General features: G+C 58.4%; 12 protein-coding genes and 1 pseudogene. All 13 read right to left on the bottom strand.

Annotated features, from left to right (window positions below):
• A pseudogene (locus tag BLO51_RS29900) lies at positions 1–247 on the bottom strand (IS4 family transposase); the annotation flags it as partial.
• 128 nt (positions 248–375) lie between these two features.
• Complete coding sequence (locus BLO51_RS22695; RefSeq protein WP_090675460.1) at positions 376–1,821, bottom strand: MBL fold metallo-hydrolase; 1,446 nt, start codon at positions 1,819–1,821, stop codon at positions 376–378.
• 54 nt (positions 1,822–1,875) lie between these two features.
• Positions 1,876–3,075 carry an NAD(P)/FAD-dependent oxidoreductase gene (locus BLO51_RS22690; protein ID WP_090675458.1) on the bottom strand — a complete coding sequence of 400 codons (1,200 nt, stop codon included), beginning with the start codon at positions 3,073–3,075 and terminating at the stop codon, positions 1,876–1,878.
• A 133-nt stretch (positions 3,076–3,208) separates the two neighbouring features.
• Positions 3,209–3,853 (bottom strand): response regulator, encoded by a 645-nt coding sequence (locus tag BLO51_RS22685; protein WP_090675457.1) that lies wholly within the window; start codon positions 3,851–3,853, stop codon positions 3,209–3,211.
• A complete protein-coding gene (locus tag BLO51_RS22680) occupies positions 3,777–4,877 on the bottom strand; it encodes a PAS domain-containing sensor histidine kinase (RefSeq protein WP_090675455.1) in 1,101 nt (366 codons plus the stop codon). The genes BLO51_RS22685 and BLO51_RS22680 overlap by 77 nt, the downstream gene beginning before the upstream one ends.
• Before the next feature lie 186 nt (positions 4,878–5,063).
• Positions 5,064–6,254, bottom strand: a complete 1,191-nt coding sequence (locus BLO51_RS22675; protein ID WP_090675453.1) for an anhydro-N-acetylmuramic acid kinase — start codon at positions 6,252–6,254, stop codon at positions 5,064–5,066.
• Complete coding sequence (nagZ, locus tag BLO51_RS22670; RefSeq protein ID WP_245719780.1) at positions 6,248–7,924, bottom strand: beta-N-acetylhexosaminidase; 1,677 nt, start codon at positions 7,922–7,924, stop codon at positions 6,248–6,250. The genes BLO51_RS22675 and nagZ overlap by 7 nt, the downstream gene beginning before the upstream one ends.
• Positions 7,876–9,051, bottom strand: coding sequence for an exo-beta-N-acetylmuramidase NamZ family protein (locus BLO51_RS22665; RefSeq protein WP_174551299.1), 1,176 nt, complete (start codon positions 9,049–9,051; stop codon positions 7,876–7,878). Before BLO51_RS22665 ends, nagZ begins: the two co-directional genes overlap by 49 nt.
• A gap of 3 nt (positions 9,052–9,054) precedes the next feature.
• Positions 9,055–9,774, bottom strand: coding sequence for a DUF2189 domain-containing protein (locus tag BLO51_RS22660; RefSeq protein WP_090675448.1), 720 nt, complete (start codon positions 9,772–9,774; stop codon positions 9,055–9,057).
• Positions 9,775–9,977: 203 nt separating this feature from the next.
• Entirely contained in the window at positions 9,978–11,090 is a 1,113-nt protein-coding gene (locus tag BLO51_RS22655; protein ID WP_090675446.1) for an ABC transporter ATP-binding protein, read from the bottom strand.
• 17 nt (positions 11,091–11,107) lie between these two features.
• Positions 11,108–11,941 (bottom strand): carbohydrate ABC transporter permease, encoded by an 834-nt coding sequence (locus tag BLO51_RS22650; protein ID WP_090675444.1) that lies wholly within the window; start codon positions 11,939–11,941, stop codon positions 11,108–11,110.
• A 12-nt stretch (positions 11,942–11,953) separates the two neighbouring features.
• Complete coding sequence (locus BLO51_RS22645; RefSeq protein ID WP_425415828.1) at positions 11,954–12,898, bottom strand: carbohydrate ABC transporter permease; 945 nt, start codon at positions 12,896–12,898, stop codon at positions 11,954–11,956.
• A gap of 95 nt (positions 12,899–12,993) precedes the next feature.
• The gene (locus BLO51_RS22640) at positions 12,994–14,370 is read right to left on the bottom strand and encodes an ABC transporter substrate-binding protein (protein WP_090675443.1); all 1,377 of its coding nucleotides are present in this window, start codon (positions 14,368–14,370) and stop codon (positions 12,994–12,996) included.
• Between the last annotated feature and the right edge of the window lie 16 nt (positions 14,371–14,386).

Here is a 14,386-nt window from a genome sequence, read left to right as displayed (position 1 = left end):
CCTCTGCTGCTTTGCTCGAAAAGCTAGAATAGTGAACCTGAATTAAGCCGCAGGAATGAGCGCAGTCAACCCCTGCCCGGTAACCCTCCCATTGTTGATGGGCAGCCGTGCACCAATATTGCAACAAGTCATATACCGTAAACTTACGGGCTTTGTCTTCATAACCTATCATTTGCACAATTGATTTGACTTCTTCAAGACTCAGAATGGATTGAAGAACGGATGGAATCGTGATACAATTTTTCATGAGATCGCCTCTTTCTCGAATCGCTTGGTGGTACAAACGATTCTACAGCAAAGGCGATCTTTTTTCTACCATTTAGTGGTTAATCAACAGGCCTGCGAAAATAAATTAATTGGCAAGGCACTGTGGCTCTACCTGTTCCCGGCCGCCTGCGGCTTCGAAATGTCTTCGTGCGGCAGTCCCTCTTCCCGCCAGCGGATATACCCGCCGCTCAAGTTAATCACTTCTTTGATCCCGCCGGCTTGCAGCAAGCTTGCGGCGATGGCCGAGCGCGCGCCCGAACGGCATTGCAGCAAGACCGGCTTATCTCGCGGAATTTCGCTCAAGCGGCCGGGCAAGGTACCCAGCATAAGATGCTGCGCCCCGGGAATGCGTCCTTCCTGCCATTCGCTCAAGCTTCGCACATCCACCAGATGCACGTCCCCCGCTCTCACCTTCCCGGCCATCTCGCACGGGATCGCTTCGGCATACGACTCCAGGCGCGCGGAACCGACCGCGCGAAGCTTGCCCGCATCCATATAGCCGGTCACGTTGTCGATGCCGATGGATCGGAGCGCGGTCAAGATGTCCGGCCATTGGTCCGGCTTCGCCAATACCGCCAGCGGACGCTCGTAATTGACCAGCCAGCCGGCCCAGTTCGGAAACGATTTGTTATAGGGTATATTGATCGTCCCTTCCAAATGTCCTTTGGCGAACTCCTTGGCAGGGCGGGTGTCGATCACCGCTGCGCCCGCCTCACGCAAGGCGGTTAACGCTTCCAGAGACCCCAATTCCGCCACCGCCGCAAGGCGGCCCAGCAGCTCCGGTCCCTTCCGGTTCACCTGCTTCATCACGGCAAAATAACGCGGCGGCTCGGGCTGTCCATCAAGCAGCGCCTGAACGAATGCCTCTTCGTCCGTATAAGACAGCGCCGGGTTAAACCGCTTCTCGTAGCCGACGGTGGAGGACGGCACCGCCCCGAGCGACTTGCCGCACGCGCTGCCTGCCCCGTGCGCCGGCCAGACCTGCAGGTAATCCGGCAGCCGCTTGAATTGCTGGAGAGAGCGGAACATCGCCCGGGCCCCGGCCTCGGACGTGCCGCGAAGTCCGGCCGCTTTTTCCAGCAGGTCCGGCCTGCCGACATCGCCCACAAAGACGAAGTCCCCCGTGAAAATGCCCATCGGTTCGTCGGCGCCCCCGCCGAGATCGGTCAGCAGCAGCGAGATGCTCTCCGGCGTATGGCCCGGCGTGTACAGAACCTCGAACGACAGGTTGCCGACCATAAACCGGTCCCCGTGCTTTACAAGCCGGCACTCCGCCTCTTCCGCGTACCGATAACGCCAATCGTCGCCGCCCTCGTCCGATAGATACAGCTTTGCTCCATGCGCGACGCCAAGCTCGCGGGACCCCGAGACGAAGTCCGCATGAATATGGGTTTCCGTAGCGGCAACAAGGCGCAGCCCTTCCGCTTCGGCGGTACGCAAGTAAGACGCCGGATGGCGGCCGGGATCGATCACGATCGCTTCGCCCGTCCGTTGACAGCCGACCAGATAAGAGGCGTGAGCCAGTTTTTCATCGTAAAAATACCGCAGCAGCATATTCCTTCCCCCTTTAAAATTTGCTTCTTGGGCAGTCCCCTTTCATTCGCCTCGCTACATCCGTCCTTTTAGCATACCGTTCCAGTACATGACGGGCAGCACGTTTTTCTTCAATAAGTACATGCTGAGCCGCTCCTTCGATTGATCGAACGGAAACGTCTCCTGCGGCGTCAGGTTATAATCGAACTCGGCCAGCACCAGCCGGTTGTACCCGGTGACCAGCGGGCAGGACGTGTAGCCGTCATAGCTCGCGGTCAGCGGCTCGCCTTGCAAGAACGCCAGCACGTTCCGTTCGACGACCGGAGCCTGCTTGCGGATGGCGGCGCCGGTTTTGGACGTCGGCAAATTCGAGCAATCCCCCAGGCCGAACACATTCGGGAACGCTTTATGCTGTAAAGTGGAAGGATCGACGTCGACCCAGCCTCCCTTATCGGCAAGCAGACTATCGCGGATAAACGCCGGGGCTTGCATCGGCGGGGTAACGTGAATCATGTCGTAAGAGAGGACTTCCTGCTCTTTCGTACCCAGATGCTCGAACACTGCTTGCTTGGCCCCCGGACGCAGCTCAATCAGATGGGTCCGGTACTTCGTCTCGATCTTCTTCCGCTGGATGACTTGCTCCAGTGTGCGCGCGTATTTGGGAACGTCGAAGATGACGTCCTTGGCCGAGACGAACACAATATTCGAGCGGTCGCGCACCCCCGATTTGCGGAAGTAGTCGTCCGCCAAATACATGATTTTTTGCGGCGCGCCGCCGCATTTGATCGGCGTATTCGGGTGCGTGAAGATCGCGGTCCCGCCTTGAAAATTCCGGATCGCGTCCCACGTGCTGTCTACCGTCTCATACGCATAGTTGCTGCATACGCCGTCAAGACCCAAGGCTTCCTTCAAGCCTTTGATTCGCCCCCAATCGATTTCCAGCCCTGCCGCCACCACCAGGCAATCATAGCTGATCGCTCTTCCCGGCTGCGTCAGCAGCTGGTTGTCCTCCGGGGCAAACGACTCGACCGCCTCTTGAAACCAGTCGACGCCGTCGGGGATGAGCGAGGCCATGTCCCGCTCCGTCTCTTCCTTCTTCGCCGCGCCTGCGCCGACCAAAGTCCACAGAGGCTGATAATAATGCTTCGCCGCCGGATCAATCAGCGCGATTCGCCCCCGGAGCGTCCGGGAAGCCCGGGCCAAGCGCGCCGCTACGGAAATACCGGCTGTTCCTGCGCCTACGATTACAACGGAATAATGCTCTGGAGCTGTCATAATCATCCTCCCGCTTACGTGTTAGGGTTGCCCCCGAATGCCGAATGCTGTTCTTGCGGTGCGATTTCCGTCAACGCCAGTGTACTGCCGGGCCGCTCCGCGCGCCATAGGGGAACTCCCCTACGGCCGCCGTTCAAAGCGCCAGCTCCAGGTAATTGTTTTTGATCGCATATTGGATTAATTCGTGCTTCGTATCCAGCTCCAGCTTTTGCATGATGTTCGTTTTGTGGTTTTCCACCGTTTTGACGCTGATGGACAATTGCTCCGCGATCTCTTTGTTGGCGTAGCCCAGCACAGTCAGGCGGACGATCTGCTTCTGTCGGGTCGTAAGAGGAGACGGCTGCCGCTCCTCTTCGGCATTGATCCACCGCCTGACGGTATCGTCCGAAACGGAGGTTTTGTAAAAGCGTTTGCCCTGAACGACTTCGACAATTGCCTGATGCAGCAGTTCGCCGTGACTGTTCTTCAAAATGTACCCGTCCGCCTCCACCTGAACGGACTGCCGGACGAAAATCTCTTCGTCGTGCATGGTCAGAATGACCGTCTTGACGGAAGGATGCCGCCTGCGGATTTCCCGGCAAGCGGCGAAGCCGTCCAGCCCGCTGGGCATCGACAAGTCCATCACGACGACATCCGGCAGCAGCCGTCCCGTCATATCGACGGCTTCGTAGCCGTCTTGGCCTTCGCCGACGATTTCAAGCTCAGGATAGCCTTCCAGCAGCATGCGAAGTCCCTTGCGGACCATCGTGTGGTCGTCGACCAACAGCACGCGTATCATACTCTTCCGCCTCCTTGTACGGTACTCTGACTTGGATGGCGGTCCCTTCCCCGGGGAGAGACCGGATATGCAGCCGTCCTTCCATTTGGCAGGCCCGCTCTTCCATATGCTTCAGCCCGAGTCCTTCCTCCACCCGACCGCGGATAAATCCGATGCCGTTATCCTGTACGGTCAACACGAGCTCGCCCCCTTCGCGGTACAAAATCACTTCCATGAGCGCGGCTTGCGAATACTTCAAAGCATTGTGCAGCGCTTCCTGAATGATCCGGTACAGATGGATTTCCAGAGCCGGCTTCAGCCGGTGGCCGACTTGGCTGTAGCTGAACGTCAGCTGCCGGTCAGGATGCGCTTTGTTCAAGGTGGAGACGAGATGGCTTACCGTCGGAATGAGACCAAGCCGGTCCAGACTGTGGGGACGAAGCTGAAGCGAATAGAGCTTGACGTCCCGGATAACCTTTTCCAGTTCGTCTACGATCTCCTGCATATAGCTCCCCCATGCCTCCTCCCCGTGCTTCGTCCGGGAGCGGATCGCCTGCAGGCCCACAGACACGGAATATAGCGATTGCCCGACGCCGTCGTGCAGCTCCTGCGCGAGCCGTTTACGTTCGTTTTCCTGGGCTTCCAACGTCTTTTGCAGCACCATTTTGGATAGTCTCGCTTCTTCCTCCTTCCGTTTGTTGGTCAAGTCCTTCAGGACCAGCAGCACTTCCTGCCGCTTCTGCGCCGCATTCTCGTAAATGACGGCCGTACTCATTTCCATTTCCACCAGACCGCCTTCATAGGTCGGCATCGAGGACAGAAAGTACGGAACCTCCCGTTTGGCCAACAGGTAGCAGCGCTCTTCCCCCGGCTCAAGCGCTCTGGATTGACAGTAGGAGCAATACGGCACGTACCCGCCTTCGCTCCAGCCGGTAATTCGCTCCGCCGACGGATTCATTATCACAATCCTGCGCTCCTGGTCCATCACAATGATCCCGTCCTGCAGATGCGTGTAAATTTGCTTGAAATAATCGTTTTGATCCATAAGAGGAACCTCTCACGCAAAATATGGAAAATATATTATTTATTTTCCTGTTTTATGTGTGATACGTCAAATTAGCGGCAAAAAAAACAGCAAGCCTTCCCCAGAGCGTTCTCTTGAGAAAGGCTTGCTGCATAAGCCAAGCGGTAAATTTTAAGTTCTCTTAAAGGATAACTTCTTCATATCCTGTCATTCCGGCAAAGCGAGCTTGCCCATGACGGCCGGACGCGAAGCGCCGGTCGCAGACGGCAGCTGGTTCGGAATACCGTGCAGGAAATTGTTCGCAAACAAGGCGAATGCGATCGCTTCCTTGGCATCGCCGGAGATGCCGAACGCATCCGACGTGACCACCCGCTGCTCCGGCAGCAGCCCGGCCAGCATGCGCAGTAGCGTTCGGTTGTGCGCCCCGCCGCCAGACACGATCACTTCATCCGCCCGGCAGACGGAGAAGACGAAGTCGCGGTAGCCCGCGGCAATGGAACGCGCGGTGAAGGCCGTGAACGTGGCGACGATGTCCGCGTCCGCGAGCCCCAGCCGCCGCGCTTCGCCGATCCACTCCGCCGCATACGGCTTGCCAAACATTTCGCGGCCCGTCGTCTTCACGGGCTTCAGCGCGAAGTACGGATGGCTCAGCATCCGGTCTAAGAGCGAGTCGTCCGCCCGCCCTTGCGCCGCCCAAGCCCCTCCGTCGTCATAGCTCTTCGCCCCACCGGATAGCTGATAGACAGCTTCGTCGATCAGCATGTTGCCCGGTCCTGTGTCGAAGGCGATGACCTCCTCCGGCAGACCGCCCGCCGGGATGGCGGTGCAGTTGCCGATGCCGCCGATATTTTGCGCGATGCGGCCCTTGCTTGCGTCCCGGAACAGGATGAAATCGGCGTACGGCACGAGCGGCGCGCCTTGCCCGCCGACCGCCATATCGGCGGTCCGATAGTCGCCGACGACCGGCTTGCCGGTATGCTTGGCGATCACCGACAGATCGCCGATTTGCAGCGTCGAGCGGACCTGGCACCATTCGCTCGGGTCGGCCTCGGGAATATGCCATATCGTCTGGCCATGCGAGCTGACAAGGTCGATCTCGTCCATCGATAGCCCCGCTTCCGCAGCAGCCAGCCGCACCGCCTCCGCAAAGACGATGCCGAGATAAAAGTTCATGCCGCACACCATCGCCACGTTCGACCGATCCAAGCTGCATAGGTCCTTCAGCTTCTCGCGGAGCGTGTCGTCGTAAGAAACCGCGGTGTAATGAACGAGCTCGACCTTCGTATCGAGTCCCTGCCCCTCGATGCGGACGATCGCGGCATCGACGCCGTCGAGCGACGTGCCGGACATCAGGCCGACGACCAGCCGCTGCGGTTTGCGGAAGTAGGACGCTAGCATGGCCCGTCCGCCCCCCAGCCCACGGGATAAGCTTCGCTGACCGTGACCGGCAGCTTGCCCCGCATCGGGATCGCGCCGGTCAGCCCTTTGGCCGCGCTCTCCAGCGCGAGCGGCCTCGATTCGTACACCGCTGCATAGGTCGATACGCCCGGGAATTCGCGCAGATCGTACGGATTGCGCAGCGCGACGACAACCGGCCGCTTGCCGAGCGATTGCAGCGCTTCGATCAACCGGACCTGCCCGGGATAAAAGGAAGCGTTGTACGTGCTCACGACGACCTGCCCGAACGGCTCGGCCTGCGTCAACAGCGCTTGCAGCGCCTCGCCGTCCGGCGACACGGGAATGATCCGTTCGACGACGTCCAGCCCCTGCGCAGCCAACGCTTTTCCGAACGTATGCGGAATATCGACGGCTTCGTCGGCAATCGAAGTCGCAACGGCCGACGTATGGATAACGAGTGTCGGAATGTGCCGGAGCGGCAGCAGCCCTTCCTCGTCTTTGACCAGCGTCACGCTAGCCTCGCTGATCCGCCTCGCGGTCTGCCGATGCGCCTCGCAGCCGACAAGGCGGAGCGCCGCTTCATGCGGCTCCGGCGCTCCGCCCGTCCCCGCGGCCAGCCGCTTCCGCTTCAACGCGAGCAGCCTGCGGACCGACGCGTCGATCCGCTCCTCGCTGATCCGCCCGGAGCGGACTGCCTCCAGCAGCGCGTCGAGGGCGCCTTCCTGCAGCTCGCGGCTGTGGCTGATCAAGACGATGTCCGCGCCCGCTTCCACGGCCAGGACTGCCGCTTGCACCGTACCGTAATGGTCGGCAATCGCCTGCATCTCCATGCAATCCGTCACGATGACGCCGTCGAAGCCGAGCTCCTCCCGCAGCAGTCCCGTCAGCACGCGGCGGGATAATGTCGCGGGCAGCCGTTCCGGCTCGAACGCGGGAAACACGATGTGCGACGACATGACCGCATCGACGCCTTCAGCAACGGCGCGCCGGAACGGAACCAGTTCGACCGCTTCGATCCGCCCGCGCGAATGTGGGATCGTCGGCAGGTCGAGGTGGGAGTCCGTATTGGTATCACCATGGCCCGGAAAATGCTTCGCCGTCGCCGACACGCCCGCGTCCTGAAAGCCGCGGATCGAAGCCGATCCGTACTCCGCAACGGCTTCCGGGGCTTCGCCGAAGGAGCGCACCCCGATCACCGGATTGGCCGGATTGTTATTGATATCCAGGTCCGGCGCAAAATTCATGTTGATGCCGAGCGCCCGCAGCTCGCGGCCGGCAACGAGGGCCGCTTCGTACGCCGCCTCCACCGAGCCCCCAGCGGCAATCGCCATCGCTCCCGGCATCAGCGCGACGCCTTCCGTTATACGCGCCACCATGCCGCCTTCCTGATCGATGGAAATCCACAGCGGAGCCGTTCCCGCCCGCTGCGCCGCCTCCTGCAGCTTCCCGGTCAAAGCTGCGACCTGCGCCGGGTCCTGCACATTGCGCGTGAACAAAATAACGCCGCCGATCCGCCGCCGTTCGATCAGCTCCAAAATATGCTCGTCCGGCTCCAGACTGTGGAAGCCTGCCTGGATAAGCTGTCCGACTTTTTCCTCCAACGTCATGCCTGCAAGCTCCATCATGCTTCCCCTCCGTACAACAAATATGGCCGCCTCGCGTCGTTCCATGCCTTCGCTTGCACGTCCCATAACGATAAAATCCGGTTCAGCCCCGCCTCCGTATGAATCGAAGTGCGGACAAGATCGCTGCCGGACAAATAGTCGATAAAAGGCTTCCGCCCTTCCTTAAACGGCGGCGTCCATTGAAACTGCGCCGGGTAAAGCGCCGCAATCGTATGCAGCAGATGCAGCGCCGTCGCGACGGAACGATATGCCGCCGGATCGGTCACGAACAGCTGAACGCCGCTGCACAGCTCGCCCTGATACTTCGAGAACGTCGGCGTAAAATAGACCGGCTGCAAGTGCACGCCCGGCAGTCCCAAGCGGTTCACCGCTTCGCTAACCGCGCGTCCGTTCATCCAGGGCGCGCCGAGCAGCTCGAACGGCCGTGTCGTCCCCCGTCCTTCGGACACATTCGTGCCTTCGAACAGGCAGTTCCCCGTATACACCCGCACCGTGTCCATCGTCGGCATATTGGGCGAAGGCATGATCCATGGCAGTCCCGTCGCCGGATACTCCATGTCCCGTTCCCAGCCGAGCAGCGGCACGACCTGCAAGCTGCACCGTACAGGCAAGCGGCTGTTCACGTACCCCGCAAACTCGCCGATGGTCAACCCTGTGCGGAAGGGTACCTCCCACGCGCCGACCATCGATTCGTAGCCCGCTTCCAGCATTCCGCCCTCGCTGACGATCCCGCCGAGCGGATTCGGCCGGTCAAGCACAATCAGCCGTTTGCCGTAGGCCGCGCACGCTTCCATCATGTAAACCAGCGTACTTAAATAGGTGTAAAAGCGTACTCCCAAATCCTGAATGTCGAAAACGACGGCATCCACCCGGTCCATCATTGCTTCCGTGGGCCGCTTGTGGTCCCCATATAAACTAAAGACGGGAATCCCCGTCTTGTCGTCCTTCTCATCACCGAAGCGAACCCCTGCCTGCCGCTCGCCGCGAATGCCGTGCTCGCAGGCGAACAGCGCCGTCAAAGCCGCCGACTTGAACCCGGCGCACCGATCGATCACGGATTCGAACCGCTGATCGATGCCCGTCGGGTTCGTCAGCAGCCCGAAGCGCTGTCCGCGCAGCTCGGATTCCAACAGCGGAAGACGGTCCGCTCCCGTCTGAACCATCCGCTCCATCACTCAGCTCTCCCTGCCTGCAAAATGGTAATCGCCGGATACGGCGGTCGATTCGTCCGCCCCGCTGCCGCTCCGGGATTCCCCCTCATCCTTCTTCAGCACGTTTGCCGTCACCAGATTCGAAAAAAATCCGATCATGCCGATATATAAGCAGGCGAAGCCGACGACCGTCACGCCCAGCAGAACGGCGATGCACAGCATCTGGAAGCAAGCGCCGATCGTATACATCGGACGGGCGACGAACAGCTTGACGCTGCGGCCCATGGCGCTGAAGATGCCGAGCCGCTCCTGAACGACCAGAGACAGCGTATAGGTCTGCGAGATGAAAAAGAGCGCCACAAAGTAGGTCTGAAACACGGCCAGCGCCAAAGACATCGTCCCGCTCCGGCTGCCGTAGTACCACCAAGAGGAGACAAGAATCACTACGAATAAAGCGCAGACAAGCCCGAAGACGAGCGAAGCGCCGTAATGAGCCAGCGTTCCCTTGAGCATGGCCCGCACGCTCCCCTTCTCCCCTTGCAGAATGCGGTGACACGCGTAGATCGCGCCCGCCGCCAAAGGCACGTACAGCAGCGCCAGCACAAGCAAGGCCAGCGGCACGGGCAGGAAGAGCAGCACCGGAAACAAGACGAGCGAGCTGACGATGCTGAACAAGGCGACATGAATGATTTCGCGGTACGTTTGCAATCCGGACCGCACCATGATTTCACTAAGCTTCCGCATCGGACATACCTCCCTTTTATGGAAATACCAGGCATAGAAAAGGCCGCTGCGCGGGCGGATCATTCTTCCGATCGCTGTTGTCCCCGGATTCTTTGATATGATAGAACCCTAAGCGGGTAGAATCCGGGGACAAAGGCGAACGCTTACGCTTCTACAGAATGATCGCCCCCTCCGCTCCCTTTTCACCAGACATTCCGCTTCTATTACGCCTCCAGCACGATGCGCTCCTCCGTAGCCGGATCGAAGAAATTCAGCTTGCCTCCGTCGAAGGCAAACAGCTTCGACTGCCCGACTTGCGCGATCGTATCCGGATGGACGCGTGCCGTCACCATCCGCTGTCCGACGCGGAAGTATACGAGATTTTCCGCTCCAAGATTCTCCACGACTTGTACGACGGCGTTCAGCCGGTATGCCGATGCGGCCGGCGGCGCGAGTTCCTCACCGTATATATGCTCCGGGCGCACGCCCAGAATGATGCTTTTGCCCTCGTACGCTTTCAATCCCCGGACCGCGGCGTCCGACAGGGCAAACGAGGCCCCCTCCACATGCACGTGCCCTCGTTCGATGCGCGCGTCCATAAAGTTCATGGCCGGCGACCCGATAAACCCGGCGACGAACATATTGCTCGGCCGGTTGTACAGATCTGTCGGCGACGCAATCTGCTGAATGCGCCCCTTGTTCATGACGACGATCCGTTCCCCGAGCGTCATCGCTTCGACCTGATCGTGGGTTACGTAGACGATGGTCGCGCCAAGCCGCTTATGGAGCTCCGACAGCTCCACCCGCATCTGAATGCGCAGCTTCGCGTCGAGGTTCGAGAGTGGCTCGTCGAACAGAAACACCTGCGGATCGCGCACAATGGCCCGACCGACCGCCACCCGCTGGCGCTGCCCGCCGCTGAGTTCGCGCGGCTTGCGTTCCAGCATGTCGGTCAGCCCCAGAATCGCGGACGCCTCCTTCACCTTGCGCTGGATTTCCTCCTTCGGCCGTTTCAGGTTTTTGAGCCCGAAGGACAAGTTTTCTTCTATTGTCATATGCGGGTACAAGGCATAATCCTGGAACACCATCGCAATGTCACGGTCCTTCGGGTGCATTTGGTTAACGAGGCGGTCCCCGATGTAGATATCGCCGCTCGTCTGCCGCTCCAGCCCTGCGATCATGCGCAGGGAGGTCGTTTTGCCGCAGCCCGAGGGACCGACGAACACGACGAATTCCCGGTCTTCGATCACAAAATTAGAGTTTTCTACCGCGGTGAAATTCCCTTTTTTGTCGTCCACATACTCTTTACGTATATTTTGAAACACCACACGTGCCATCGCTTCGCTTCCTCCTTCTAGCCTTTCACGGCTCCTATGGTGATCCCTTGCAGGAAATATTTTTGCAGCGCGAAGAACAGGATGATCATCGGCAGAGCGCCGATCGTCGCGCCCGCCATAATCGCGCCATAGTCCGTGGACTCGGCAAATTTGAAGCTTGCCAGACCGACCTGAATCGTCCGCATCTCACTCGAGCGCGTCACGAGGAACGGCCAGAAAAAATCGTTCCAGTTCGCCACGAACGTAAAGATTGCCAGAACGGCGAGGCCGGGCTTGGCCATCGGCAGGATGACTTTATAAAAAATGCCGAATTCGCTGCAGGCATCGATGCGTGCGGCATGAATAAGCGATGTCGGTAACGTGGACATATACTGCTTCATAAGAAAAATATTCCCAACGCTGACCAACGTCGGCACGATCATCGCCGTATACGTATCCGCCAGGTCGAAGACGTTGATCACCAGCACGTATAGCGGGATCAGCGTAACCTGCGCCGGAATCATCATCGTGCCCAGCAGCACCCAGAAGATCGAATTGCTCCCGGGAAATTTAAGCTTCGCGAACGCATAGCCCGCCATGGAAGCGAAGAACAGGTTCGTGACGGTCAGCACGGAAGAGACGAACAACGAGTTCAGCAGCCATTGAATGGCGTTGTTTTTCGTGAAAAAGCGCTCGTACGGCGCGACGGACCAAATGTCCGGAATCATCTGCGGCTTGAAGACGGCCGAGGCCAGCGAATCCTGGAACGAGCCAATGATCATCCAGTACAAGGGGATGACCGTGATGACCGCCCAGAAAGCGAGGATGATCGCTGCAATGCTTATGAAGATCACTTTCGATTGGTTGCTCAACGCAGTCACCCCTTAATATTCGATGTCCGATGAGAAGTATTTGAATTGAATGATCGAAATGATAATAATGACGATGGCCAGCACGAACGATTGCGCGGAGGCCAAGCCGAAGTCGTAAAATACGAACGCCGTCTGGTAAATGAGATAAGCGATCGTCGTCGTGGCGAAGTTCGGACCGCCCTGCGTCATTAGGTACACGCTGATGAACACCTGAAACGAGGTGATGACCCCCGTCACCAGCAAATACAGCGTCGTCGGCTTAAGCAGCGGCCACGTAATTTTCGAGAACTTCGTCCAGCCGCTCGCATGGTCGATATCCGCCGCCTCGTACAGTGATTTGGGAACGCCGCCCATCGCCGCAAGGTACAGGATGAGGCCGCTCCCGTGCGCGCCGAGGTACGTCATCAGCATCAGCGAGAACAAGGCGCTGTTCGATTTTCCGAGCCAGATGACCGGATCGATGCCGAACCAGCCGAGCAACGTGTTCATCGGTCCCCAAGGGGTCGGATCGAAGATCGCCAGCCAGACGAGCGAGATCGTCACGCCCGAAACGACGCCCGGCAAGTACAAGGCCGCTTTAAAGAACGTCTGCCAAGACTGACGCATCTGAAAGATGAGAAAAGCGAGCACGAACGTCAAAATAATGTTGACCGGCACGGTGCCGATGGTGAAAATCACAGTATTTTTCATCGACTTCCAGAACACTTCGTCCTGAAACATAAACTTGTAGTTATCCAGGCCGACCCAATCCGATTTCAAAACGGTATACTTCTGAAAGCTCATCAAAAACGCCGAGATGACCGGATACAGGGTGAACACCAGAAAGAGCAGCACCGGAACGAGGATAAACATATACGACCAACCGTAATCCCGGATAAACTGCTTGACGGAAGCGTTCGCCTTCCTTGGCCGAATGGCTGGGCCCGGCACACCCGGCCCGTTGTGTAAGTTGTCCATGGCGATCCTCCTTCATGCCTTCGCCGGCGAGTCCGAAAAAAAAGGCCCCATATGAATCCATACAGGGCATACTTTTCGCGCGGCTTGTTACTGCATTACTGGCCGAACATTTGCTTGCCTTTGGTTTTGAACTCTTCGGCGATTTGCTCCGGCGTTTTCTCCCCGGCGAACAACGCCTGGAAGGTCGGCTTCTGCACTTGCTCCTGGAACTGCTTCAGCTTCGTCGACTTGTCGACGTCCAGATTGTTCTCGATCGAAGAGATCGTGCTCTTCGTAAAGTTTTGCGCGGCTTCCCAGTTATACTTCTGGGCTTTGCCTTTGCCTTCGTACATTTTGGCCTGGGACTTGCGGACGAACGGCAGGTTCAGCTCGTTGGAAGAGTTCCCCGCTTTCGCGCCGCTCAGCGCTTCCATCACGAGGAAAACGTTCTTCGCGTGCTGCTCGCCCTTGTCTTTCTTCTGCTTGAACATGACGAAGCCTTCGCCCATCACGTACGTCTTGCCCGGCGCATTCTCATGGTGCGGAACCGGCAGCAGGACGAAGTCGATCTTCTCGCCCTTCACTTTACCCGCGTCGATATCTTTGTTGCGGTTGGCAATAATCGTATCGTAATATGGCAGCGCTTTACTTATCACGGCGGCTTTGCTATCGTAGAACATTTGCGTTCTTTGCTGCGGATTGAGTCCGCCTGTTTCCTTCGGCATCACGCCGTCCTTCATCAGACCGTCGATGAATTTGAGGGAATCGAGAATTTTATCGTCATTCCAAATAAACTTGCCCTTCTCGTCCAAGACGTCGACCAGACCGGCGTTTTTCGTAATCAATTGGCTGAAATCAAGGCTGGTGCCGTCCGTCACGAGACCGTACTGCATCGAGCCGTCAGGCAGCTTCTTCGTCAGCTTCTTGGCGATTTCCCTGAATTCGGACCAGGTCCAGCCCTTCTCCTGAATCTTCTTCCAGTCAACGCCCGCTTCTTCCAACATGCGCTTGTTGCCGCCCCAATCCCATTGTCCCGCGGTCAGCGGCAGGCCGTACTGCTTGCCTTGAATTTTGCCCAGATCCAGTATGCCCGGCAAGTAATCGTCCTTGATTTCCGGGGTCAGGAATTGGTCGAGCTGGATGGCTAGCCCCGTGTTGACGTAGTGTCCCGACACCGAGTGGTAATACAAATCCGGCGGGTCGCCCGCGTTTAGAGAAACGTCGAATTTCTTCGGACCTTCGGCCCAGGACAGCACTTCGTGCTCTACTTTAATATGCGGGTACTGCTTGTTGAATTCGGCGATCAGTTCCTTGATCTCCTTCTCGTAATCCAGATGAACCGGGTACGCCCACACCTTGACGGTATCGGGCTTCTTGTCGTCTTTCGCTGCTTCGCCGGCCGGGGCGTTGGTTGCCCCTTCTTTTTTGGCGCAGGCGGAAACAAAGACGAGACTTAAAGCTACCGTCACGGCAAGCAGTTTGCTGACCTTCATACATCCATCCCCCTAG

Source organism: Paenibacillus tianmuensis, from assembly GCF_900100345.1.
In the GTDB taxonomy this organism is placed as follows: Bacteria; Bacillota; Bacilli; order Paenibacillales; family NBRC-103111; genus Paenibacillus_G; species Paenibacillus_G tianmuensis.
The sequence above is the reverse complement of the archived record's forward strand: the minus strand, read 5'-3'. Positions and strand labels throughout refer to the sequence as shown.